The organism is Pseudomonas sp. MPFS (assembly GCF_022537035.1).
GTDB lineage: Bacteria > Pseudomonadota > Gammaproteobacteria > Pseudomonadales > Pseudomonadaceae > Aquipseudomonas > Aquipseudomonas sessilinigenes.
Genome location: NZ_CP066123.1, coordinates 1,692,813 through 1,715,816, shown reverse-complemented (window position 1 = coordinate 1,715,816; position 23,004 = coordinate 1,692,813). Strand labels below are relative to the sequence as shown.

The window sequence follows — 23,004 nt, the reverse complement described above, 5'->3', positions numbered from 1 at the left end:
GCTATAACCAATCAATAAATTCGTTTATAAGCGAACCCAGTCCCGTCACGATCGACAGGACCGGCATCACGGCGGTCATTTGGCCTGGCAGTTCAGGTCCAGGCGCAACTTGATGATGTTGCGGTTGAACTTGACGGTCACGCTGCGGCTCTTGCCGGCGGCGACTTCCACCTTGCGAGTACGCGGTGATTCGGGACCGTTGCGAAAAACCACCGAGCACACGGCATCGGTCTTGCCGTAGTTGTTCAACTGGATCGAGCCGATGTCGGCGTCGGTATCGTAGGTGGTGTAGTCGATGCTCAGGCCATTGAGTTGCTTGTCGACATCGATGGGATAAGCCCAGGCGCTCAAGGGCAGCAGGGCCAGCAACACACAACAGAATTTTCTCATTCGGCGGTCTCCGGTAAGGAACGCCAGCTTAGGACAAGAGGAGCCCCTCATGAAAGCGCCCCGCGTGACCCTGGATCAATGGCGCACCCTGCAGGCCGTGGTCGATCACGGAGGCTTCGCCCAAGCCGCCGAGGCCCTGCACCGCTCGCAATCCTCGGTCAGCTATACCGTGGCACGCATGCAGGACCAGCTCGGTGTCCCCCTGCTGCGGATCGATGGCCGCAAGGCCGTGCTCACCGAGGCCGGAGGCGTACTGCTGCGCCGCTCCCGACAACTGGTGAAACAGGCCAGCCAACTCGAAGACCTGGCCCACCACATGGAGCAAGGCTGGGAAGCCGAGGTGCGGCTGGTGGTGGATGCCGCCTACCCCAATGCACGACTGGTCCGCGCCCTCACCGCCTTCATGCCGCAGAGCCGCGGCTGCCGTGTGCGCCTGCGCGAGGAAGTACTGTCCGGAGTCGAGGAAGTGCTGCTCGAAGGCGTCGCCGACCTGGCCATCAGCGGCTTCAATATTCCAGGTTACCTGGGCACCGAGATGAGTTCGGTGGAGTTCGTCGCCGTGGCCCATCCGGAACACGCCCTGCACCGCCTGCAACGGCAGTTGCACTTCCAGGACCTGGAAAGCCAACTGCAAGTGGTGATTCGCGATTCCGGCCGCCAACAACCGCGGGACGTGGGCTGGCTGGGTGCCGAGCAGCGCTGGACGGTCGGCAGCCTGGCCACCGCGGCGAAGTTCGTCAGCAGCGGCCTGGGTTTCGCCTGGCTACCACGGCACATGATCGAACGCGAGCTGCACGAGGGCCTGCTCAAGGTGCTGCCCCTGGACCAGGGCGGCAGCCGCCACCCGACGTTCTTTCTCTATTCCAACAAGGACAAACCCCTGGGCCCGGCGACGCAGATCCTCGTGGAACTGTTGCGCACCTTCGACACCGCGCCCCTGGATGCGCCCTTTGCCGCACCCGAGCAAGCCTGACGTCCCATTTACCAGAACAGGAGTTCTGCCATGGCGTATTTCGAACATGAAGGTTGCACCCTGCACTATGAGGAATACGGCCGGGGCGAACCCCTGCTACTGGTCCACGGCCTGGGCTCCAGCGCCCAGGACTGGGAAAAACAGGTCCCGGAACTGGCGACCCGCTATCGCCTGATCATCCCGGACGTGCGCGGCCATGGTCGCTCCGACAAGCCTCGGGAGCGCTACAGCATCCCGGGCTTTGCCGCCGACCTCATGGCCCTGGTCGACCACCTGGGCCTGGGGCCGGTGCATTATGCCGGACTGTCCATGGGCGGCATGATCGGCTTCCAGTTGGCCGTGGACCAGCCACAGCTGTTCAAGAGCCTGTGCATCGTCAACAGCGCACCGCAGGTCAAGCTGCGCTCGGCCGACGACTACTGGCAGTGGTTCAAGCGCTGGAGCATGGCCCGCCTGCTGAGCATGGCGGCCATCGGCAAGGCCCTGGGCCAACGATTGTTTCCCAAGCCGGAGCAAGCCGAGTTACGGCAGCAGATGGCCGAACGCTGGGCAAAGAACGACAAACGTGCTTATCTCGCCAGCTTCGACGCCATCGTCGGCTGGGGAGTCCAGGAACGTCTGGGCCGTATCACCTGTCCAACCCTGGTCGTCAGCGCCGACCACGACTACACCCCGGTGGCGCTCAAGGAGGCTTACGTCAAACTGCTGCCGGATGCGCAGCTGGTGGTGATCGAGGACTCCCGACACGCCACACCGCTGGACCAACCGCAGCGCTTCAACCAGACCCTGCTGCACTTCATCAATACAGTCGACACCACCACCCAGGATCACTGACCCATGCTGAAAAAAATCGCCCTCGTCGCCGGCTCCGTGCTCTTTGCCGCCAACCTGATGGCCGCACAACCGGCCAAGGCACCCCACGTCATGCTGGACACCAGCTTCGGCAAGATCGAAATCGAACTGGATCCGGTCAAGGCGCCGGTTTCCAGCAAGAACTTCCTCGACTACGTCGACAGCGGCTTCTACACCAACACCATCTTCCACCGAGTGATCCCGGGGTTCATGGTCCAGGGTGGCGGCTTCACCGCCCAGATGGTGCAGAAGGACACCCGTGACCCGATCAAGAACGAAGCCTCCAACGGCCTGCACAACGTGCGCGGCACCCTGGCCATGGCCCGGACTTCCAACCCCAACTCGGCCACCAGCCAGTTCTTCATCAACGTTGCCGACAACGCCTTCCTCGACCCGGGTCGCGACGCCGGCTACGCGGTATTCGGCAAGGTGGTGAACGGCATGGAAGTGGTGGACCAGATCGTCAACTCCCAGACCACCACCAAGCAAGGCATGCAGAATGTCCCGGTCGACCCGGTACTGATCAAGTCGGCCAAGCGCCTCGACTGAATCTCGCAGCCTGTCCCGACGGCGGCGCCTATCCGGCGCCCCGTCCGCTTTAGCACAGGAGAGCCCGCACAACGGGCTGCAGAACCCATGCTCTATCGTCGTTTCGAACAACTGATCGATATCTTCCGCGACACCCCCGCGACCACCCCGCCCAACCGGGTCCTGCCCTTCTACTTCCATTACATCAAGCAAGTCTGGCCCAGCTTCGTCGCGCTGCTGGTGGTCGGGCTGTTCGTGGCGCTGATCGAGGTGTCGCTGTTCAGCTACCTGAGCACCATCATCGACCTGGCACAGGGCACGCCCAGCATCCAGGTATTCAGCGACCATGGCCTGGAACTGGCCTGGATGGCCGTCGTGGCCCTGTTGCTGCGCCCGTTGATGGTGTGCCTGCACAACCTGTTGATCCACCAGGCCATCAATCCCGGCATGACCAGCCTGATTCGCTGGCAAAACCACAGCTACGTACTGCGCCAGAGCCTGAACTTCTTCCAGAACGACTTCGCCGGGCGCATCGCCCAGCGCATCATGCAGACCGGCTACTCACTGCAGGATTCCTCGGTGCAGGTGATCGACGCCCTGTGGCACGTGACCATCTACGCCGTCGGTGCCCTGGTGCTGTTCGCCGACGCCGATTGGCGCCTGATGATTCCGCTGCTGTTGTGGATCGTCGGTTTCATCGGCGCCATGCGCTACTTCGTGCCACGCATCCAGAAGCGCTCGGTGGATGCCTCCGATGCCCGCTCCAAGCTCATGGGACGGATCGTCGATGGCTACACCAACATCGCCACCCTGAAGCTGTTCGCCCACACCCATTTCGAACAGAGCTACGCCCGCGAAGCGATCGCCGAGCAGACCGAGAAAAGCCAGCTGGCCGGGCGCGTGGTGACCTCCATGGACGTCGCCATCACCAGCCTCAACGGCCTGCTGATCACCAGTACCACGGGCCTGGCCCTGTGGTTGTGGAGTCAGTCGCTGATCAGCGCCGGAGCCATCGCCCTGGCCACCGGCCTGGTCATTCGCATCGTCAACATGTCCGGCTGGATCATGTGGGTGATCAACGGCATCTTCGAGAATATCGGCATGGTCCAGGACGGCCTGCAGACCATCGCCCAGCCCCTGCAACTGACCGACCGCGAAGCGGCCCCCAGGCTTGAGGTGAATAAGGGCGGGGTGAACTTCGAGCACGTCGAGTTCCACTACGGCAAGGCCAACCGGGTCATCAGCGACCTCAACCTGCAGATCCGCCCTGGAGAAAAGATCGGCCTGATCGGTCCGTCGGGAGCGGGCAAGTCGACCCTGGTCAACTTGCTGCTGCGCCTCTACGACCTGCAGGGCGGGCAGATCCTGATCGACGGCCAGGACATCGCCGGGGTGACCCAGGAAAGCCTGCGCGAACGCATCGGCATGATCACCCAGGACACCTCGCTGCTGCACCGCTCCATCCGCGACAACCTCTTGTATGGGCGGCCCGAGGCCAGCGACGAGGAACTCTGGGAAGCGGTGCGCAAGGCCCGCGCCGACGAGTTCATCCCACTGCTGTCCGATGCCCAGGGCCGTACCGGCTTCGATGCCCATGTGGGCGAGCGCGGGGTCAAGCTGTCCGGGGGCCAGCGCCAGCGCATCGCCATTGCCCGGGTACTGCTCAAGGACGCGCCGATCCTGATCATGGACGAGGCCACCTCGGCCCTGGACTCGGAAGTCGAGGCCGCGATCCAGGAAAGCCTGGAGACCCTGATGCAGGGCAAGACCGTGATCGCCATTGCCCACCGGCTCTCCACCATCGCCCGCATGGATCGCCTGGTGGTGCTGGAACAGGGCCGCATCGCCGAGACCGGCACCCATGCCGAGCTGCTGGCCCACGGCGGCCTGTATGCGCGGCTGTGGCAGCACCAGACCGGAGGTTTTGTCGGCATCGACTGAGACCTACAGGTGCTGCGTGTCGCCGCTGCCGCAGGCTGCGCACGGGCGCGTAGCGGCCGCAAGATCGGATAGCCGCCGCCATCGTTGGAAGGCCCTGCGGGCCTTGGCGCAGCTTCGCAGGCTCAGCAGCGGCTACAGGGTCTGCACAACCTCCTGAAAAGACGCCAGCCCCCAGCCCACGGGGCCTGGCGTTTTTCATGGGCCAGTGGAATTGCCACCAAAGCCTGCTGTACTGAGGCTAGGTTCCAGAGTGAAACCTGTTGTTGAACTGCGGGATGCATAACGGCGATATCGCGTTGATAGGTACACCTATCAAGGACTCTTCCCATGTCTTTGTTCAAGCGCTCCATGACTGAAATGCTCGGTACGTTCTGGCTGGTTCTGGGCGGTTGCGGCAGTGCCGTGCTCGCAGCGGCGTTTCCCAACGTCGGCATCGGACTGCTGGGGGTCGCCCTGGCCTTCGGCCTGACCGTCCTGACCATGGCCTTCGCCATTGGCCACATCTCCGGTTGCCACCTCAATCCTGCGGTGTCCGTGGGCCTGGTGGTGGGGGGACGCTTTCCGGCCCGGGAACTGCCCGCCTATGTGGTGGCCCAGGTGATCGGCGCCGTGATCGCCGCGGCGCTGCTGTACTTCATCGCCAGCGGCAAGCCCGGCTTCGAGTTGGCGTCGGGGCTGGCATCCAACGGTTATGGCGAACACTCACCCGGTGGCTACTCGATGGCTGCGGGTTTCGTCTGCGAACTGGTGATGACCGGCATGTTCGTGGTGATCATCCTCGGCGCCACCGACAAGCGTGCCCCGGCAGGGCTGGCACCCATCGCCATCGGCCTGGCGCTGACGCTGATCCACCTGATCTCGATCCCGGTGACCAACACCTCGGTCAACCCCGCCCGCAGTACCGGCCCGGCCTTGATCGTCGGCGGCTGGGCCCTGCAGCAGCTGTGGATGTTCTGGCTGGCGCCGATCCTCGGTGCGGTGGTCGGCGGCGTGGTCTACCGCTGGCTGGGCAAGGAAGACAGCTGAGGCTCAGGCCTGGCGATAGGGCAAGGCGTCCCGGGACTCTTCGGCATAGGCCCGGACGCCCGCCCGCTCCTGCTGGAGAAAATCCTGCACCGCGGCCTTGAGCCCGGGATGGCGCAAGTAGTGCCAGGAACGCGTGAGCACCGGTTCGAAACCACGAATCAGCTTGTGCTCGCCCTGGGCCCCGGCATCGAAACGCTCCAGCCCATGGGCGATCGCATACTCCATGCCCTGGTAGAAGCACGTCTCGAAATGCAGGCGGTCGAACTCTGCCAGGCATCCCCAGTAGCGCCCATAAAAACTGCCGCCGCCCACCAGGCTGAAGGCCATGGCCACCGGCCGGCCACCCTGGCGAGCCAGGACCACGCGGATCGCCTCCGGCATGCGCTGGGCCAGCAGGCTGAAGAAGTCGCGGGTCAGGTAGGGTGACTGGCGGCGCACCGCATAAGTATTGGCGTAGCAGGCGTAGACGAAATCCCACTGGGCCTCGCTGAGCTCGGCCCCCTCCAGCCACTGGAAGTCCAGGCCCTGCCCCGCCACCTGCTCGCGCTCCTTGCGCATCTGCTTGCGTTTGCGCGAACTCAAGACATCGAGGAAATCCTGGAAGTCACGGTAGCCGCGGTTGTGCCAGTGGAACTGGCAGCCCAGGCGCGGCAACCAACCCGATTGCAGCTCCAGGGCCTGGTCGCTGAAATCGTCGGTGAAATTCACATGGGCACTGGATAGCCCTTCGATCTCCAGGTAGCCCGGCAGGCTCTTGAGCAGCTCGAAGGCATCGGCCTGGGTCGCCGCCAGTACCCGCGCACCGCTTACCGGGCTGAACGGCACCGCAGTCAACAGCTTGGGGTAGTAGTCGATCCCGGCTCGCTCACAGGCATCCGCCCAACCATGGTCGAACACGTACTCACCGTAGGAATGCCACTTGCGGTAGCTGGGCAGCGCCGCCAACAGCCGGCCGTCCTCCACGTGCAGCAGGTGCTCGGCCTGCCAGCCGGAGCGAGGGCCGAGGCTGCCACTGTCTTCCAGGGCACTGAGAAAGGCATGGCGCACGAAAGGTTGCCCGTCCTTGAGCAGCCCATCCCATTGCAAAGGATCGACGGCAGACAGGCTGTTCAAGGGTTGCAGCGGCATCAGGGTCCCCAGGCATCAAATCGAACGACCCGGCGAGTATCCCCCATCGCCGGGCTCGCCGAAACACTCAGGCATGCCCCAGGTGTTCGGCCAGGAAGTCGATGAACACCCGGGACTTGCGCGGCAAGTGCGGGCTATTGGGAAACAGCACATGCACCGGCTGCCGGGCCAGGCTGTACTCGGGTAACACACGCAACAGGCGCTCATCGGCCAGGTCGTCCAGGACCATCCATTCCGGCAATACCGCCAACCCCAGCCCGGCCAGGGCCATGGCACGGATGGCCGTCGCCGAGTTCGATTCGTGCCCAGGGGTCATCCGCACCTGCACCTCGCCACGACGCGGATGGCCGAAGGTCCAGGCTGGCGGCCCGGCAAGATTGCTGTTGCCTATCCAGGGGCAAGCCGCGAGATCCTCGGGTTGGGCCACCGCCAGGCTCGCCAGCAGCACCGGGCTGGCCACCAGGACAATGCCGTAGTCGGCCAACTGGCGCCCCTTGAATCCGGAGTCCGCCAGGTGGCCCAGGCGAATCACCAGATCGAGTTTTTCCGCCACCAGATCGTTCAGCGATGAATTGAAGTGATAACTCAAGCGCACCTCGGGATAGCGTGCAGTGAACAGAGGCAGCAATGGCAGGATGTAGGCCTGGGCATACTCGGCGGTGGAACTGATGCGCAACTTGCCCGATACGCGGTTGCGCCCATGCAGCACGTTATCGAAAGCCGTATCGATATTAGCGACAATCCCCTTGAACTCGTCGTAAAGATCCTGCCCGGTTTCGGTGAGGGCGATATGCCGTGTGGTACGAGTCAGCAAGGGGGTCGCCAAGACCTGCTCCAAAGTCTTCACATGCAGGCTGGCCATGGCCTTGCTGATACCAAGGTACTGCGCCGCACGGGTGTAGGAAGCAAAGTCCACCACCGCGAGGAAGGTCTGTACTCGATGCAACTGGCCGTGCAGGCTTTCATTCATTGTCAAGATTCCAAAAACAATGAATCAAGTATAGGCGCCTCGACAGGCTCGGCCCAGCCTCCCTAAGCTGCCGGCCAAACAGGAGGCGACATGACCTATAGATACAAAGTGGCGGTGGTATTCCTCCTCGGCTTCTTCATCGATTGCATCAACATCTTCATGTCGGCGGTGGCCCTGCCCAGCATCGCCGAGCACCTGCAAGTCTCCAGTGCCAGCGTGGCCTGGGTGGCCAACGCCTACATCCTCGGCCTGACCCTGGTGATTCCCATCAGTACCTGGTTGGCAGGACGCTTCGGCCACCGGCAGATCATTGCCGCTTCGATGTTGTTGTTCAGCCTCGCCGGGCTGTTGTGCGGGCGAGCCGACGACTTTGCATCCCTGGTGTTCTGGCGCCTGGTCCAGGGCATGGCCGGCGGACTGCTGATTCCCCTCGGACAGGCCTTGACCTTCAACCTGTTCCAGGGCCCGCAACGAGCACGGATCTCGACCCTGGTGATGGCAGTGGCCCTGCTGGCCCCGGCCTTGTCGCCAACCCTGGGCGGGGCCATCGTCGACCACAGCTCCTGGCGCTGGGTGTTCTTCGCCAGCCTGCCGCTCTCGTTGCTGACGGCCGTGCTCGCCTGGTGCTGGATCGGCAACCAGGACCAACCGCCACCGGCGCGGCCCGACGTGCGTGGCCTGCTGTTGGTGAGCGCCGCCCTGGCCGGCCTGCTGCTGGGCATGTCGCTGTACGGCAGTGGCTATCCGGCCTACCAGGCCCTGGCCTGCCTTGCTGGCGGCCTGCTGTCTGCCGTGGGGTATGGCCTGCATTGCCGCCGCTGCCCGCAACCCATCGTCGACCTGCACCTGCTGCGCAATGTGCGCCTTGGGCTGTCGGTGGGTATCTACCACGCTATTCCCGGGATCTTCACCGGGGTCAACCTGCTGAGCCTGTTCTTCCTCCAGGACAACCTGCACCTGAGTGCCCAGCAGAGCGGCATGTTCATGTTGCTCTACGCCGCTGGCGCCCTGCTGGCGATGCTGGCCTGCGGGCGCTTCTACAACAGACTCGGCGCCGCCCGGCTGTTCGCCATCGCCCTGGTGCTACACAGCGCCGGCATCGCCACCTTGTGCTGGGTCGACGCGAGCCGCGACCTGCCCTTGCTCATCGGTGCCTACCTGCTCATGGGCCTGGGTGGCGGCGCCGGCGCCAATACCGCACAGACCACCGCCCTGCTGGACTTCAGCGGCAGCGACACGCACCAGGCCAGCGTGATCTGGAACATCAACCGGCAGATGGCCTTCAGCCTTGGCGCGGCCTGGCTGCTGATGCTCTACAACCTGTTGCTCGGACACCTCCCGGCCACCAGCGCCTTTCACCTGAGCCTGCTGCTGGCCGCCCTGGCCGGGCTGCTCCTCCTGCCGTTTCTAGGCAAGCTCAACCCACAGAAGAAGGTCCTTCATGCACCAGTCGATCGTTAAACAGGCACTGCACAGCGTTCACCAGATCCACCAGTTGATCCATGACGTCTTCACTCACTCCCAGGGCGACGGCGCGGCGCAGGTCGAACAGGTCATGGCGCTGCTGGCCGAGGATTTCCAGATGGTCACCACCGCGGGTGCCCTGGCCGATCGTGAGCAAGTGAAGCAACTGTTCCGCGGCGCCCTGGGCGCCCGCCAAGGCTTGCAGATCGAGGTCAGCGAGTTGCATTGCGTCTGGCAGGAAGGCCAATGTGCAGCGATCCGCTACAAGGAAACCCATCGCCTGGAGCACGTGCAGACATCGCGCCTGTCGCTGGCGCTGATCCGTGTCCAGGACGACTCGGCCCAGTGGTTGTACCTGCATGAGACAACCTGCCCTTGAGGCCATTGCCGTAGCTACGGGCAAAAAAAACCCCGCCGGGGCGGGGTCAAAACGAGAGGAGCTATAACGGATGAGAAAGAGCTCTACTGTGTTGCAACAGCCTTAGAACACGTACTGCACACGGGCTACGAGGGCATCGCCGCTGTCATCGCCAACGCTGTTGGTGATCTTGTCGGTGTTGACCTTGATGTAGTTGGCCGAGACCTTGATCGCTTCGTTGGCATACCAGTTGACACCGATGGTGTTCATGGTGGCCTTGGCATCGCCCACTTCACGGGTGGCGGTGGACGTCACGATGTTCTTGTCATCGACCTTGATGTTGTCGTAGCGGTAGAAGACTTCCCAGGCACCGTACTGCTTGTTCTCGGGCTTGATGGTGTCGAACTTGGCGCCATCGAGCTTGTACACGCGGGACTCGCCGGTCAGGGTGTAGGCCAGTTGGCCGTAGAAACCGGTGGCCTTGACGTCCTGGTAAGCGGCGCTGTCGGCCTTCATCTTGCGAGTCAGGTACTCGGCCTGGGCCGAGAACGGGCCTCTGGCGAAGGCGAATTCACCACCGAACACACGGTCGTTGTCGTAGGCACCCGCCGCGGTCAGGTTCGAGCCGTTGAGGCCCGCGCCGCCGCCGAAGGTGGCACGGTTGCCGTTGCTGCCGGCATCGTTGCCGCCGTTGGTGGCGATGCCGCGAACACCCAGGCGTGGACGGATCCGCGAGTCGAAGGCGGTGTCGCTAAGGTCACGGCTAGCGAAATCCAGGCCGAAGTGCAGGACGTTGCCGGTTTCATGCATCGGGGCGAACACCGCACGGGCGTTGAACTGCTTGACGCTGTCGCCGTCGCTGTCGTTGATGTCCTTGGCGGACACGCTACCGGACAGGTAGGCCATGTCGGCCACCACCGAGCTCACCTGCAGGCCCATGCCGTTCTCGTGGGAGTTGACCCAGTCGGCCAGCTCGTAGGCGGCGTTACGCTCCATGGCGGTGATCCACTTGGAGCTGGTGGCTTTTTCCAGGCCGAAGTCCGCATCGAAACGACCGCCACGGATGGTCACCGGCTTGAAGCCCACATAGGAGATGGTCGCTTCGTCGAAGTAACCGTCATCGGAAGTGCCCGAGTTGTGGGAGAAGTCGTAGTTGATCTGGTATTTCCAATCCTTGTAGGCGGTGCCGCCCAATTCCAGATAGGCGCGGCGGAAGTAGGCGCCGTCACCGCTGTTCCCATTCTTGGTATAGAACCCGTCGAAACGGCCATAGTCGGCTTGCAGGCGACCGCCCAGCTTGAAGCTGAAGGCCGAGTCGGTGGTAGCAACCTCAAGGCCGCCCTTGGTCTTGACTACGATATCGGCGCCGTCGGTGGTGACGGTGCCAGCGAAAGCCTGGGCGGTCACTGCCAGGGCCAGGGCGCTGGCGGCAAAACCGGCGAAGTGCTTACGGATCATCGAAGAGTTCCCCTAATTGGTGGTCTGTAGCGTTGGAAAACACGCGGACTGGGCCGCTGGTGTCGGGGGGAATCTTGGGGTCCGAGGATTTCAGCCAGGTTGCTGGAAAATAAAGATTTGATTACAGAGGAACTTTTTTACTTCGAAAAGAAATAAGGCGAAAAGCCCGTTCTAGAGCGGTTTGCGGCTGTTTTCAGGGACAATGCCAAAGATGACGACAGTGTTATTTTTGTGCGAGCCGACGTGTAACGAGCACAACGGAAGCGGGAATCACGGACGTGATTCCCTGGCAGGAACAGGCAGAAAAACATCGCGGCGGATGCCTGGCGACATCCGCGGCTTCATGACGATCAGCGCTCGCGCTTACTCTCGGCGGCCAAGCGTTCGGCCAGCTCGTCGAGACCTTCCAGCGGTGGTTCCGGCAACACCCGCAAGGTGGCCTGCAGCAGGCGCATCTGGCGAATGAAACGCCGGCAATTGGGGCAGAACAACAAGTGATGGCGGACCATCAGGCGTTCGCGAAAGCTCAATTGGCCATCGAGATAATCGCTGGATCGCGCCACTTGTTCCTTACAGGTCAGCATTGGCCGGTCTCCTCAAAATGCTCCACCGTGGCGAAGACCTTCAGACGCGCCCGGTGCAGCAGCACCCGGACATTGGATAGCGTGATCCCCAGAAGATTACAGATCTCTTCCAGTTCCAGGCCCTGGCGCTCGCGCAGCATCAGCACACTGCTTTGCAGTTCGGAGAGGCTGAGCAGGGTGTGCTCCAGGCAATCGCGAAGTTCCGCTTCAGTCAACAGGGCTTCGGGGGTGTCCTCGTGCCAGGCGAAGGGCGCCACCAGCCAGTGGCCATCGGCGGAAGAGAAACGCTCGTCGCCCACCGTGCCATGGGGCGCGGGCAGGTCGTCGAGCAGGACCTCCCGGCGATTCTGCTTGTAGCGGCCCTTGGCGGCGTTGGCGGTAATGGTCAACAGCCAGGTCTTGAGGCTGGAACGCCCCTGGAAGCCCGGCAGGTTGCGCACCACCGAAAGCCAGGCATCCTGCACCACCTCATCGGCATGCCGGTTGCCGACAATGGCGTAGGCCACCGCGCGCATGGCGCTCTGGTAGGTGGCGACCAGTTCCTTGTAGGCCTTCTGTTCGCCCGCGAGCAGGCGCTCGAGCAGTTGCGTGTCGTCAGCAGCGGCCATTCATGCCTCGTTCAATCATGCGGGTTTGCCCGGGTAAGACGCGCCGTAGAGCCGTCGCGCCACACCCGGCCCACGTGGATCAACGCTTGCGCAGAAGGACGCTGCCGATGGAGTAGCCCGCACCGAAGGAGCTGAGCACCGCCAGGGCCCCGCTGGCCAGGTCATCCTGGTGCTTGTGGAAGGCAATGACCGAGCCTGCCGAACTGGTGTTGGCGTAGGTATCGAGAATCACTGGCGCCTCCTCCAGCGTAGCCTCGCGGCCCAGGAGTTTCTTGACGATCAGGTGGTTCATGCTGAGGTTGGCCTGGTGCAGCCAGAAGCGCTTCACGTCGCTGACGTTGAGCTGGTTTTCTTCCAGGTGGGCGGCGATCAGCTCGGCCACCATCGGGCAGACATCACGGAACACCTTGCGACCTTCCTGGACGAACAGCTTGTCCCGGGCCCCGATGCCTTCCTCGGCTGCGCGGTTGAGGAAACCGAAGTTATTGCGGATGTTGTTGGAGAACTGGGTCAGCAGCTTGGTGCTGACGATCTCGAACTGATGCGCCGACGTGGCCAGCTCGGCCCGCTCGACGACGACCGCGGTGGCGGCATCGCCAAAGATGAAGTGACTGTCGCGGTCACGGAAGTTCAGGTGCCCGGTGCAGACCTCCGGGTTGACCATCAGGATCGCCCGGGCCTGGCCCAACTGGACGCTGTTGCAGGCCGCCTGGATACCGAAGGTGGCCGAGGAGCAGGCCACGTTCATGTCGAAACCGAAGCCCTCGATGCCCAAAGCAGCCTGGACTTCGATGGCAATGGCCGGATAGGCGCGCTGCAGGTTGGAACAGGCGACGATCACCCCGTCGATATCGGCGGCAGTCTTGCCGGCCCGTTGCAGGGCCTGCTCGGCGGCGGCCACGGCCATCTGGCAGAGCACCGACCACTCGTCGTTGGAGCGCTCCGGCAAGCGCGGGGCCATGCGCTGCGGATCGAGGATACCGTCCTTGTCCATGACGAAACGGCTCTTGATGCCCGAGGCTTTCTCGATGAACGCAGCGCTGGACTCAGTCAGGGCCTGCACTTCACCGCGTTCGATGGCGGCGGCATTGTCGCTGTTGAACTGGTGGACGTAGGCGTTGAAGGATTCCACCAGTTCTTCGTTGGAGATGCTGTTGGCCGGGGTAAACAGGCCGGTGCCGCTGATGACGACGTTATGCACGGTCGTTCCTCTAGTGTGTTGAGGCAGAAGGTATTGGCACCCTCGTGCCAAACCGTAAAGGGAGCGCCCCGCTGCTCAGCCTGTGCTGGAGCGCTTTCCTGGCATCGCTTTATTCCGCTTCGCCCGGGGCGCCTGTTTTACGAGCAGCCCGGGCCGGTATTTATGACCGCGAAGTTTGCCATAACCTCTGGCGTTTCGCCGCAATTGCAAGATCGACGGAGCCCGGCTCCTGGGAGCCGGGCCGGCATGGATCAGGCCTCCACCTGGCTCCACTGCTTGTTCAGGCGTTTATCGGAGATCGGCGCCTTGGTCCCCAGTTGCTGGGCGAACAGCGACACCCGGTACTCCTCCAGCCACCAGCGATACAGCTCCAACTGCGGATCACGCTTGCCTTCCTGGCCGTGCTTCTGCGCCCGGGCCTGGTACTGGGCCCAGAGCCCGGCGAGCTCGGTGCTCCACACCCGATCCTTCTGCACCTGGCTGCCCAGCTTGTCGAAACGCAACTCCACCGCCTTGAGGTAGCGCGGCAGTTCCTTGAACCACAGAGCCGGGGTTTCACGAACGAAGCCCGGATACACCAGGTTGCCAAGCTGGGCCTTGATGTCGTTGAGGGCCACGGCCTGGGCCAGGTCGATCTTGCCCTTGAAGCGTTTCTGCAGGCCGTGCCAGAGCTTGAGGATCTCCAGCGTCAGGCGCGCCAGGCGCTCGGCGTGCTCGGTCCAGGCACCACGCTTGCGCTCGGCCAGGGAGGCCAGGCCGGCGCCATCCCGAGGCAGGCTGGCCTCGCCGTCGAGAATGCAACTGTCGAGGCTGGCCAGGAGGATGTCCTCCACCAGGGCCTCGATCCGACCCAACTCGCGGTACAGCAGGCCCAGCTCGGTCAGCCCCGGCAACTTGCCACGCAGGAACTTGGCCGGTTCGGCCAACTGCTGCAACAGCAGGCGCTGCAAGGCCCGGCGATGCTGGAACTCGGCCTCGGCGGCGGTGGAGAAGCGCCCTTCCTTGACCGTCCCGGCTTCCTCCACCAGGGCCGGATAGACCGTCATCGACAGCCCGGCGATCTTCTGCTGGGTCTTCTGCGCCACCTCGGCGAACACCTTGGCTTGCACCGGCTGCTGGTTCTTGGCGGTCTGCGGTACTGCCAGGGCTGCCTGGCTGGCCTCGGCGAAGCGCGCCGTCAGTTCCGCCAGGTCACGGCCTTCGCCGAGGAACTTGCCCTGGGCATCGACGATTTCCAGGTTCATCCGCAAGTGGCTTTCCACCTGCTGCTCGGCTTCGCTCCAGGCCTCGTCGCTGACCCGCGCGCCGGTCATGCGCAGCAGCTCGCGCCCCAGGGCCTGGGGCAAGGAGCCTTCCGCAAACGCCATGCGTTGCAAGGCCGCCTTGACGAAGTCCGGCACCGGCACGAAGTTCTTGCGCAGGGCCTTGGGCAGGTTGCGCACCAGGGCGATGCACTTGGCCTCGATCAGGCCCGGCACCAGCCATTCCAGGCGCTCGGCGGGCAGCGCCGGCAGCAGCGGTGCCGGCACCCGCAAGGTCACGCCATCACGGGGATGGTTGGGCTCGAAGTGATAGCTCAGGGCCAACTCCAGATCACCGATATGCAGGGTGTCCGGATACTGCTTGGCCGTGACCTCGCTGGCCTCGCGGGCCAGCACGTCTTCCTCGCGCATGATCAACAGTTGCGGGTCCTTCTGGCTGTTGACCCGGTACCAGCTGTCGAAGGTGGCGGTCTGGTGGATCTGTTCCGGCAAGCGTGCGTCATAGAACGCGAACAGGGTTTCCTCGTCCGCCAGGATGTCCCGGCGCCGAGCCTTGGCCTCCAGGGCATCGAGCTGCTCCAGCAATTGGGTATTGGCCGTCAGGCACTTGGCCTTGGACTGGATCTCGCCACGCACCAGGGCCTCGCGGATGAACAGCTCGCGGGATACCACCGGGTCCACCGGGCCGTAGTGCACTGGCCGGCGGCCGACCACGATCAGGCCGAACAGGGTGATCTGTTCGTAGGCCACCACTTGGCCGCGCTTCTTTTCCCAATGGGGTTCGAAGTGGTTCTTCTTCACCAGGTGTCCGGCCAGGGGCTCGATCCAGTCCGGCTCGATCTTGGCCACCATGCGCGCATACAGCTTGGTGGTCTCCACCAATTCGGCGGTCATCAGCCACTGCGGGCGCTTCTTGCCCAACCCCGAGGATGGGTGGACCCAGAAGCGTCGCTGGCGAGCACCGAGGTAGTCGCCGTCCTCGGTCTTCTGGCCGATCTGGCTCAGCAGGCCCACCAACACTGCCTTGTGCAGTTTCGGGTAGTCCGCCGGCTCCTTGTTCTGGCTCAGTTGCAGGTCGCGACAGATCAGGCTCAGTTGGCGATGGGAGTCGCGCCACTCGCGCAGGCGCAGGTAGTTGAGAAAATTCTTGCGGCACCAGTTGCGCAGCGGGCTGGCCGTCAGGGCCTGGCGCTGCTCCTCGAATCCACGCCACAGGTTGACCAGCGCGGCGAAGTCCGAGTCGGCATCCTTCCATTGGGCATGGGCCTGGTCCGCGGCCTGCTGGCGCTCCGGCGGACGCTCGCGCGGGTCCTGGATCGACATCGCACTGGCGACGATCAGCACTTCCTGGAGGCTGCCCAGGCGAGCCGCTTCCAGCAACATGCGGCCCATGCGCGGGTCCACCGGCAAGCGCGCCAGCTGCCGGCCCAGCGGGGTCAGCTGGCTGTTGCGATCCACCGCCGAGAGCTCTTGCAGCAGGTTGAAGCCGTCGCTGATGGCCTTGCCGTCCGGCGGCTCGATGAAGGGGAACGCGGTGATTTCACCCAAGCGCAGGTGGAGCATCTGCAGGATCACCGCCGCCAGGTTGGTCCGCAGGATCTCCGGATCGGTGAACTCCGGCCGGCCGAGGAAATCCTCTTCGCTGTACAGGCGCACGCAAATGCCCGGCTCGACCCGACCGCAACGGCCCTTGCGCTGGTTGGCGCTGGCCTGGGAAACGGCCTCGATGGGCAGGCGCTGGACCTTGGCCCGGTAGCTGTAGCGGCTGATGCGCGCGGTGCCGCTGTCGATCACGTAGCGAATGCCCGGCACTGTCAGCGAGGTCTCGGCGACGTTGGTCGCCAGCACCACCCGCCGCCCCGGATGGGACTGGAAGATGCGCTGCTGTTCGGCCGGCGACAGCCGCGCGTACAACGGCAGGATCTCGGTGTGCTTGAGCTGGGCCTTGCGCAGCATTTCCGCGGCATCGCGGATTTCCCGCTCGCCCGGCAGGAACACCAGTACGTCGCCGGGGCTGCGGCGCTCGCTGCGTTCATGGGCGGCGATTTCATCCAGGGTGGCGAGGATCGCCTGGTCCACCGTGAGGTCGTCCTCGACCCGGTTGCCCTCCTCGTCCTGCTCCAGGGTCAGGGGCCGGTACCAGGTTTCCACCGGGAAGGTGCGGCCGGAGACCTCGACGATGGGGGCATCGTCGAAGTGCTTGGAAAAGCGCTCCAGGTCGATGGTCGCCGAGGTGATGATCACCTTGAGGTCCGGGCGCCGAGGCAGCAGGGTCTTGAGGTAGCCCAGGAGGAAGTCGATGTTCAGGCTGCGCTCGTGGGCCTCGTCGACGATGATCGTGTCGTAGCGTTCCAGGAAGCGATCGTTCTGGGTTTCCGCCAGCAGGATGCCGTCGGTCATCAGCTTGACCAGGGTGCTGGAATCACTCTGGTCCTCGAAACGCACCTGATAGCCCACCAACGCCCCCAATGGCGTAGCCAACTCTTCGGCAACCCGACTGGCCACGCTGCGGGCGGCAATCCGCCGGGGCTGGGTGTGGCCGATCAGGCCATGCTGGCCGCGGCCGATCTCCAGGCAGATCTTGGGCAACTGGGTGGTTTTGCCCGAACCGGTCTCGCCGGCGATGATCAGCACCTGGTGCTTGAGCAGCGCGTCCTTGATTTCATCGCGCTTGGCGGCGATGGGCAGGCTGTCGTCATAGCGGATAGTGGGCACGCTGTTGCGCCGCGCCGTCACCAGGTTGCAGGAAGCCTGCATCCGCTCCAGCCACTGGGCAAGCTTGGCCTCATCGGGCTTCTTGCGCAGTTCGAGCAGCTGGCGACGCAACCGGTGGCGGTCGGCGAGCATGGCTTGATCGAGGTTTTTCAGCAGTTGGTCGATAGCGGGCGATTGGTCAGTCATAGGAAACGGCGACTAGCTTCAAGCGAAAAGCCGCAAGGTTAACGCAGCTTGGCGCTTTTAGCTTGCAGCTTATGACTGGCCCCCAGCACTGCCGCTATTCGTCTTCCCGGCCTTTGCGCCGATAAGGGAACACATCGATCACCTTACCGGCACGAATGGCGTCCTGCAGGCTCTTCCAATAGTCGGCGTTGTACAGCTCGCCGTGGAGCTGGTCGAACAGCTTGCGCTGGCCTGAGTCGGCGAACAGGAACGGCGGGAACTCCTCGGGGAAGACATCGTGGGGACCGATGGAGTACCAGGGCTCGGACGCCATCTCGTCCTCCGGGGTACGCGGTGCAGGAATGTGCCGGAAGTTAACCTCGGTGAGGAAGCTGATTTCATCGTAGTCGTAGAACACCACCCGGCCATGGCGGGTGACGCCGAAGTTCTTCAGCAGCATGTCACCGGGGAAGATGTTGGCCGCCGCCAGTTGCTTGATGGCCAGGCCATAGTCTTCCAGCGCCTCGCGCACCTGGGCTTCATTGGCATGTTCCAGATACAGGTTCAGGGGCGTCATGCGGCGTTCGGTCCAGCAGTGGCGAATCAGCACCGTATCGCCCTCCACTACCACGGTGGACGGCGCCACCTCCAGCAGCTCCTCGAGACAGGCTGGATCGAACTTGGCCAGGGGGAAGCGGAAGTCGGCGAACTCCTGGGTATCGGCCATGCGCCCTACCCGGTCGACGCTCTTCACCAACCGGTACTTTTCGATCACCGTGGCCCGATCGACGTTCTTCGACGGCGAGAAGCGGTCCTTGATGATCTTGAACACGGTGTTGAAGCCCGGCAGGGTGAACACGCTCATCACCATGCCGCGCACGCCGGGGGCCATGATGAAGCGGTCGTCGGTATTGGCCAGGTGGTTGATCAGCGCCCGGTAGAACTCCGACTTGCCGTGCTTGTAGAACCCGATGGAGGTATACAACTCGGCGATGTGCTTGCCCGGCAGGATACGCTTGAGGAAGCCGATGAACTCCGCCGGTACCGACACATCCACCATGAAATAGGAGCGGGTGAAGGAGAAAATGATCGAGACATCGGCCTCGTCGGTGATCAGGGCGTCGATCTGGATGCCCCGGCCTTCGCGGTGCAACAACGGGATCACCAGCGGCCACTGCTCTTCGTGGGTAAAGATGCGCCCCACCAGGTAGGCGCCCTTGTTGCGATAGAGCACCGAGGAAAACAACTCCACCGTCAATTCCGGGTCCTTGCACACCCAGTCGGGCAGGTTCTCGCGCAACTGCGCCTCCAGGCGCAGCAGGTCCCCGGCCAGGTCGGCATAGTCCTCGCTGAAGCGGTAATCGTTGAAGATCCGCTCGAGCATCGTCGACAGCTCGCCCCGCGGAGTGTAGCTGCGGGTCTGGGCGGCACGGGCTCGACGCAGGCTGGGCCGGGTGGTGTGGATGAACATGCAGCCATCGCTGATCAGGTCATGGCTGAACAGCCCGCAGAAGATCGAGTTGTACCAGGTCTCGGACAGCTCATCGTCCAGGCGCAGGTCGATCAGGCTGATGTAGGCGCTTTTTACCAGGGGCCACTGGCCGACATCCATCAATGCCTCGTCGTTGAACCCGTGGTGCAGCCGGGCCACGGTTTCCCCGACCTTCTCCTCGTAGAGATTGATCCGCGCCGTCGAGGCTTTCTGCGCCTCCTGCCACTGCGCCTGCTCGAAACGATGCCGGGCGCCATCGGCGATCCGACGAAAGTGGTCGCGGTAGTCGTCGAAGCCACTCAGGATGATTCGAGCGATATCGATGGCGGGCCATGGCTGCGGCATAAGGAGACCTCTACGGGAATTTTCGTTGCCTGAGCTTAGCGACTGAAATGGCCCGAGGAGAAGCGTATTTTTGTGACCCGACGGTCGCCTCGCCCAGCATCGGCCGCCAGCGATCGGCCCCGGAAAATCCGCCACCACAATCGAACGCAACAATCGGAGTGCAGGCTGGGCCAGGCCCATGCACCAATAAGGTTTGCCATGCTTATCCAGGCTCGGCAAGATTCCCGCCCTGCCACCCAAGGAACCTTTCGTGAGACTTGTCGATCTGTTGCGCCTGTTGTCGCTAGCCGCCATCTGGGGCGCGAGCTTTCTGTTCATGCGCATCATCGCCCCGGTGCTGGGCAGCGTGCCCACGGCCTTCTTCCGGGTATCGATCGCCGCTGTCGGCTTGCTGGCCATGCTGGCGCTGATGCGGGTGAGCTGGAACTTCCACGGCAAGCTCAAGACGGTCCTGTTGCTGGGGGTGATCAACTCGGGGTTGCCCGCCACCCTGTATTCGGTGGCGGCCCTGGTGCTGCCTGCCGGCTACTCGGCGATCTTCAACGCCACCACACCGCTGATGGGAGTGCTGATCGGCGGCCTGTTCTTCCATGAACGCCTGACCCCGAGCAAGCTCGCCGGCGTGTTCCTGGGACTGCTCGGCGTCGGCATCCTGAGCCGTGCCGGCCCAGTGGCCTTCGACCATGAACTGCTGCTCGGCGCTCTCTCCTGCCTGCTGGCCACCACCTGCTACGGCTTCGCCGGGTTCCTCGCCCGGCGTTGGCTGGACCAGGCCGGGGGCCTGGACAGTCGTCTCTCGGCCCTGGGCAGCATGCTGGGTGCCACGCTGTTCCTGTTGCCATTGTTCGCCTACAGCGCACTCAGCCAGCCACCGGCCAGTTGGGGCGGCTTGAGTGTCTGGTTGTCGTTGCTGGGCCTGGGGTTGGGCTGCACGGCCTTCGCCTATGTCTTGTACTTCCGCCTGCTGAGTTCCATCGGCCCGGTACGCTCCATGACCGTGACCTTCATGATCCCGCCGTTCGGCGTACTGTGGGGAGCCCTGCTGCTGGACGAGCCCCTGTCCATGGGCCATCTGTATGGCGGGGTACTGATCGCCGCGGCCTTGTGGCTGGTCCTCAGGCCGGCGGCGAAGGCCGCGGCCTGAGCAGCAGATAGTTGCAGGAAAAACAGCCACCGGCCGGGCATTGCACCCGGCCGGTGTATTCCATCAGGCGCTCTTGCGGAACACGAACACCAGCCCGACGATGATCAGGCCCATGCCGAACAGGCTCAGCAGGGCCAGGCGATTACCGAAGATCAGGTAGTCCATCAGGGCGGTCACCGCCGGTACCAGGTAGAACAAGCTGGTGACATTCACCAGGTTGCCCTGGGCGATCAGGCGGTACAGCAACAAGGTCGCCAGCACCGACACCACCAGTCCCATCCACAGCACCGGGATCACGAACCCGGCGCTGTACTCGAAATGCAGCGGCTGGAACGGCGCGAACAATCCGCACAACAGCAAACCGGCCAGGTATTGCACCGGCAAGGTTCCCAGCGGGTTATCGGTGATGCGTTTCTGCATGATCGAACCGGCAGTCATGCTCACCAGGGCCAGCAGGCCGCAGAGCATGCCGGAGATCGAGATGCCTGCCAGGCCGATGCCCTGGTACACCACCATGATCAGGCCGGCGAGCCCCAGGCCCAGGCCGAACAGGCGGCTCCAGGAGCGCTGGCGCTCCATCAACACCACGGTGAGGATCGGCTGCACCCCCATGATGGTAGCCATCACCCCGGGGGTGACCTTCAGGTCCAGGGCCAGGATATAGAAGATCTGGTAGGCACCCAGCAACACCAGGCCCGTGGCCACGGCGAACCCCATGGCCCGTCGCCCCTTGGGCCACCGCAGCTTGAGCAGGGGCACCAGCAGCATCAGGCCGGCCAGGGCAATGGCGAAGCGCACCAGCAAGAAGGCAAAGGGCGAGGCATGGGCCAACCCCCATTTGGAGAAGATCGCGCCACTGCTCCAGAGCAGGACGAACAGACTCGTGGAGGCCGCCGCAAAAGCGGACTTTTTCGAAATGAGCAACATGAAACCACCTGTAGTCAGGCAAGAAGCCAATTCAGCCGGAGCTGAAGTTCAGTAGTGTTTGTTTCAGGCGGGCGCAGGGAACAGCAGCGGTTGCTGATCAGCCCGAGAAGCCAACGCCCGGCGGTGATACGACTGCGTACACCGGCGTGCTACTGACAGGTGGGGGGTTCTGACCGATCTGCACAGGCTGCTGATTCCCGCACGGCACGACGCCAGCGTTGACCGCTGAAACCACTACCGCGTTGATGAGAGATAAGGCCATGTGCCGAAGGTTCTCGAAGAAGGACAGAATGAGTCGCTTGACTCATCGAGCGCCGAATATAACCAGCGCTCGATATTCATTGCAAGATTTATCCGAACAGCCATTTCCACAGGATAACCAGCACCACCACCGCCAGGACCGGGCGCAGGATGCGGTACAGCTTGGGATTGCGGCGCTTCCATTGCTTGACCACGCCGCTGAAGCTGTCGCTGAAACGCTTGCTCCAGGCATAGGCCTGGTTGATGCCGCCGACCCGCTCGTCGTCGAGGTTCTGCGGTGCAGTGGCACGCCCCAGCTGGGCACTGACCCAACGGTTGACGCGGGTCATCAGGCCGCTGCTCAGCGGGCGCTCGATATCGCAGAACAGGATCACCCGGGTGGTCTCGGTTTCGTTCTTCACCCAGTGCACGTAGGTCTCGTCGAACATCACGTCCTCACCGTCGCGCCAGGCGTACTCCTCGCCGTCGACGAAGATCCGGCAGGCATCGGAGTTGGGCGTCGACAGGCCCAGGTGATAGCGCAGCGAACCGGCGAAGGGATCGCGGTGCGGGTTCAGGTGGCTGCCGCCGGGCAACAGCGCGAACATCGCGCCCTTGACGTTGGGAATGGCGCTCACCAGCTCGACGGTCTTGGGGCACAGGGCCGCGGCCGAGGGCAGCGGCTTGTCGTACCACTTGAGGTAGAAGCGCTTCCAGCCCTTCTTGAAGAAGGAGCCGAAACCGGCGTCGTTGTTCTTCTCGGCGGCGCGGATGTAACCCTCGTCGAACAGGTGCATCGCCTCGTCACGGATGGTTTCCCAGTTGTCGCGCAGCACATCCAGCTCGGGGAACTTGCTGCGGTCCAGGTACGGCTTGGAGGGCACGCCGGAGAACAGGTACATCAGCGTGTTGTAGGGGGCGAACAGCGCCGAATGGTTGACGAACTGGCGCAGTACCGGCAGGCGCGCCTTACCGCGCAGATGCACGAAAAGGATGCTGCCGATGAACAGCGACAACACCGCGAACTTGGCGGCAAAGGAAAAGCTCATGCAACAACTCCTTGGAAATAGGCACCGGTGGGGGGAGCGATCACCCGACCTGGCAGCCGGTCATGATAAACACTCCTGAACCCCGGAAAAACCCGCACGACCGAACATTCAGCGTTAACGGTCGTGCAACAAAGGCGTTAAGTAGCATAAGCCGCGTAGGGAATGGCTGATGTGGGTCAGCCAA

General features: G+C 63.4%; 19 protein-coding genes. 8 read left to right on the top strand and 11 right to left on the bottom strand.

The features are described 5' to 3' along the window. Positions 1–75: 75 nt before the first annotated feature. The gene (locus tag I9018_RS07915) at positions 76–390 is read right to left on the bottom strand and encodes a 3-phosphoglycerate kinase (RefSeq protein ID WP_068585997.1); all 315 of its coding nucleotides are present in this window, start codon (positions 388–390) and stop codon (positions 76–78) included. Between the two features lie 49 nt (positions 391–439). Here I9018_RS07915 and I9018_RS07910 point away from each other — a divergent pair, with 49 nt between their 5' ends. The 5 genes from I9018_RS07910 to aqpZ all read left to right on the top strand — a co-directional run bounded on the left by I9018_RS07910 (position 440) and on the right by aqpZ (position 5,710). Then, positions 440–1,363, top strand: coding sequence for a LysR family transcriptional regulator (locus tag I9018_RS07910; protein WP_068586000.1), 924 nt, complete (start codon positions 440–442; stop codon positions 1,361–1,363). A gap of 30 nt (positions 1,364–1,393) precedes the next feature. Then, positions 1,394–2,197: an alpha/beta fold hydrolase gene (locus tag I9018_RS07905; protein ID WP_124346057.1), complete on the top strand. Its 804-nt coding sequence runs from the start codon at positions 1,394–1,396 to the stop codon at positions 2,195–2,197. 3 nt (positions 2,198–2,200) lie between these two features. Continuing rightward, positions 2,201–2,764 carry a peptidylprolyl isomerase gene (locus tag I9018_RS07900; RefSeq protein ID WP_068586006.1) on the top strand — a complete coding sequence of 188 codons (564 nt, stop codon included), beginning with the start codon at positions 2,201–2,203 and terminating at the stop codon, positions 2,762–2,764. Positions 2,765–2,851: 87 nt separating this feature from the next. After that, positions 2,852–4,684, top strand: coding sequence for an ABC transporter ATP-binding protein (locus I9018_RS07895; protein ID WP_241109148.1), 1,833 nt, complete (start codon positions 2,852–2,854; stop codon positions 4,682–4,684). A gap of 327 nt (positions 4,685–5,011) precedes the next feature. Continuing rightward, on the top strand, positions 5,012–5,710 hold the full coding sequence (gene aqpZ / locus I9018_RS07890) for an aquaporin Z (RefSeq protein WP_068586012.1): 699 nt from the start codon (positions 5,012–5,014) through the stop codon (positions 5,708–5,710). 3 nt (positions 5,711–5,713) lie between these two features. Here aqpZ and I9018_RS07885 read toward each other — a convergent pair whose 3' ends face one another. Both I9018_RS07885 and I9018_RS07880 read right to left on the bottom strand, forming a co-directional pair. After that, a complete protein-coding gene (locus tag I9018_RS07885) occupies positions 5,714–6,838 on the bottom strand; it encodes a GNAT family N-acetyltransferase (RefSeq protein ID WP_068586014.1) in 1,125 nt (374 codons plus the stop codon). A 67-nt stretch (positions 6,839–6,905) separates the two neighbouring features. Beyond that, positions 6,906–7,808 carry a LysR family transcriptional regulator gene (locus I9018_RS07880; RefSeq protein WP_241109147.1) on the bottom strand — a complete coding sequence of 301 codons (903 nt, stop codon included), beginning with the start codon at positions 7,806–7,808 and terminating at the stop codon, positions 6,906–6,908. Positions 7,809–7,898: 90 nt separating this feature from the next. Between I9018_RS07880 and I9018_RS07875 the strand changes: the two genes are divergently transcribed. Both I9018_RS07875 and I9018_RS07870 read left to right on the top strand, forming a co-directional pair. Next, positions 7,899–9,269: an MFS transporter gene (locus I9018_RS07875; protein ID WP_068586017.1), complete on the top strand. Its 1,371-nt coding sequence runs from the start codon at positions 7,899–7,901 to the stop codon at positions 9,267–9,269. Further along, positions 9,250–9,651, top strand: a complete 402-nt coding sequence (locus tag I9018_RS07870) for a nuclear transport factor 2 family protein (protein WP_241109146.1) — start codon at positions 9,250–9,252, stop codon at positions 9,649–9,651. Before I9018_RS07875 ends, I9018_RS07870 begins: the two co-directional genes overlap by 20 nt. 102 nt (positions 9,652–9,753) lie before the next feature. Here I9018_RS07870 and I9018_RS07865 read toward each other — a convergent pair whose 3' ends face one another. The 6 genes from I9018_RS07865 to aceK all read right to left on the bottom strand — a co-directional run bounded on the left by I9018_RS07865 (position 9,754) and on the right by aceK (position 19,460). Further along, complete coding sequence (locus I9018_RS07865; protein ID WP_241109145.1) at positions 9,754–11,088, bottom strand: OprO/OprP family phosphate-selective porin; 1,335 nt, start codon at positions 11,086–11,088, stop codon at positions 9,754–9,756. A 350-nt stretch (positions 11,089–11,438) separates the two neighbouring features. After that, positions 11,439–11,672, bottom strand: coding sequence for a zf-HC2 domain-containing protein (locus I9018_RS07860; protein WP_022642937.1), 234 nt, complete (start codon positions 11,670–11,672; stop codon positions 11,439–11,441). After that, entirely contained in the window at positions 11,666–12,280 is a 615-nt protein-coding gene (locus I9018_RS07855; RefSeq protein WP_124346053.1) for an RNA polymerase sigma factor, read from the bottom strand. Before I9018_RS07855 ends, I9018_RS07860 begins: the two co-directional genes overlap by 7 nt. 79 nt (positions 12,281–12,359) lie before the next feature. Beyond that, positions 12,360–13,481: a beta-ketoacyl-ACP synthase III gene (locus I9018_RS07850; RefSeq protein ID WP_068586028.1), complete on the bottom strand. Its 1,122-nt coding sequence runs from the start codon at positions 13,479–13,481 to the stop codon at positions 12,360–12,362. Between the two features lie 251 nt (positions 13,482–13,732). Next, positions 13,733–17,644: an ATP-dependent RNA helicase HrpA gene (gene hrpA / locus I9018_RS07845; RefSeq protein WP_241109144.1), complete on the bottom strand. Its 3,912-nt coding sequence runs from the start codon at positions 17,642–17,644 to the stop codon at positions 13,733–13,735. A 94-nt stretch (positions 17,645–17,738) separates the two neighbouring features. Continuing rightward, positions 17,739–19,460, bottom strand: coding sequence for a bifunctional isocitrate dehydrogenase kinase/phosphatase (gene aceK / locus I9018_RS07840; RefSeq protein WP_068586035.1), 1,722 nt, complete (start codon positions 19,458–19,460; stop codon positions 17,739–17,741). Between the two features lie 250 nt (positions 19,461–19,710). Here aceK and I9018_RS07835 point away from each other — a divergent pair, with 250 nt between their 5' ends. Then, the gene (locus I9018_RS07835) at positions 19,711–20,604 is read left to right on the top strand and encodes a DMT family transporter (protein ID WP_241109143.1); all 894 of its coding nucleotides are present in this window, start codon (positions 19,711–19,713) and stop codon (positions 20,602–20,604) included. 63 nt (positions 20,605–20,667) lie between these two features. On the opposite strand, the gene I9018_RS07830 is transcribed toward I9018_RS07835, so the two are convergent. After that, positions 20,668–21,531 carry a DMT family transporter gene (locus tag I9018_RS07830; protein WP_068586041.1) on the bottom strand — a complete coding sequence of 288 codons (864 nt, stop codon included), beginning with the start codon at positions 21,529–21,531 and terminating at the stop codon, positions 20,668–20,670. 350 nt (positions 21,532–21,881) lie between these two features. Next, positions 21,882–22,820 carry an aspartyl/asparaginyl beta-hydroxylase domain-containing protein gene (locus I9018_RS07825; RefSeq protein ID WP_185698060.1) on the bottom strand — a complete coding sequence of 313 codons (939 nt, stop codon included), beginning with the start codon at positions 22,818–22,820 and terminating at the stop codon, positions 21,882–21,884. Positions 22,821–23,004 lie beyond the last annotated feature (184 nt).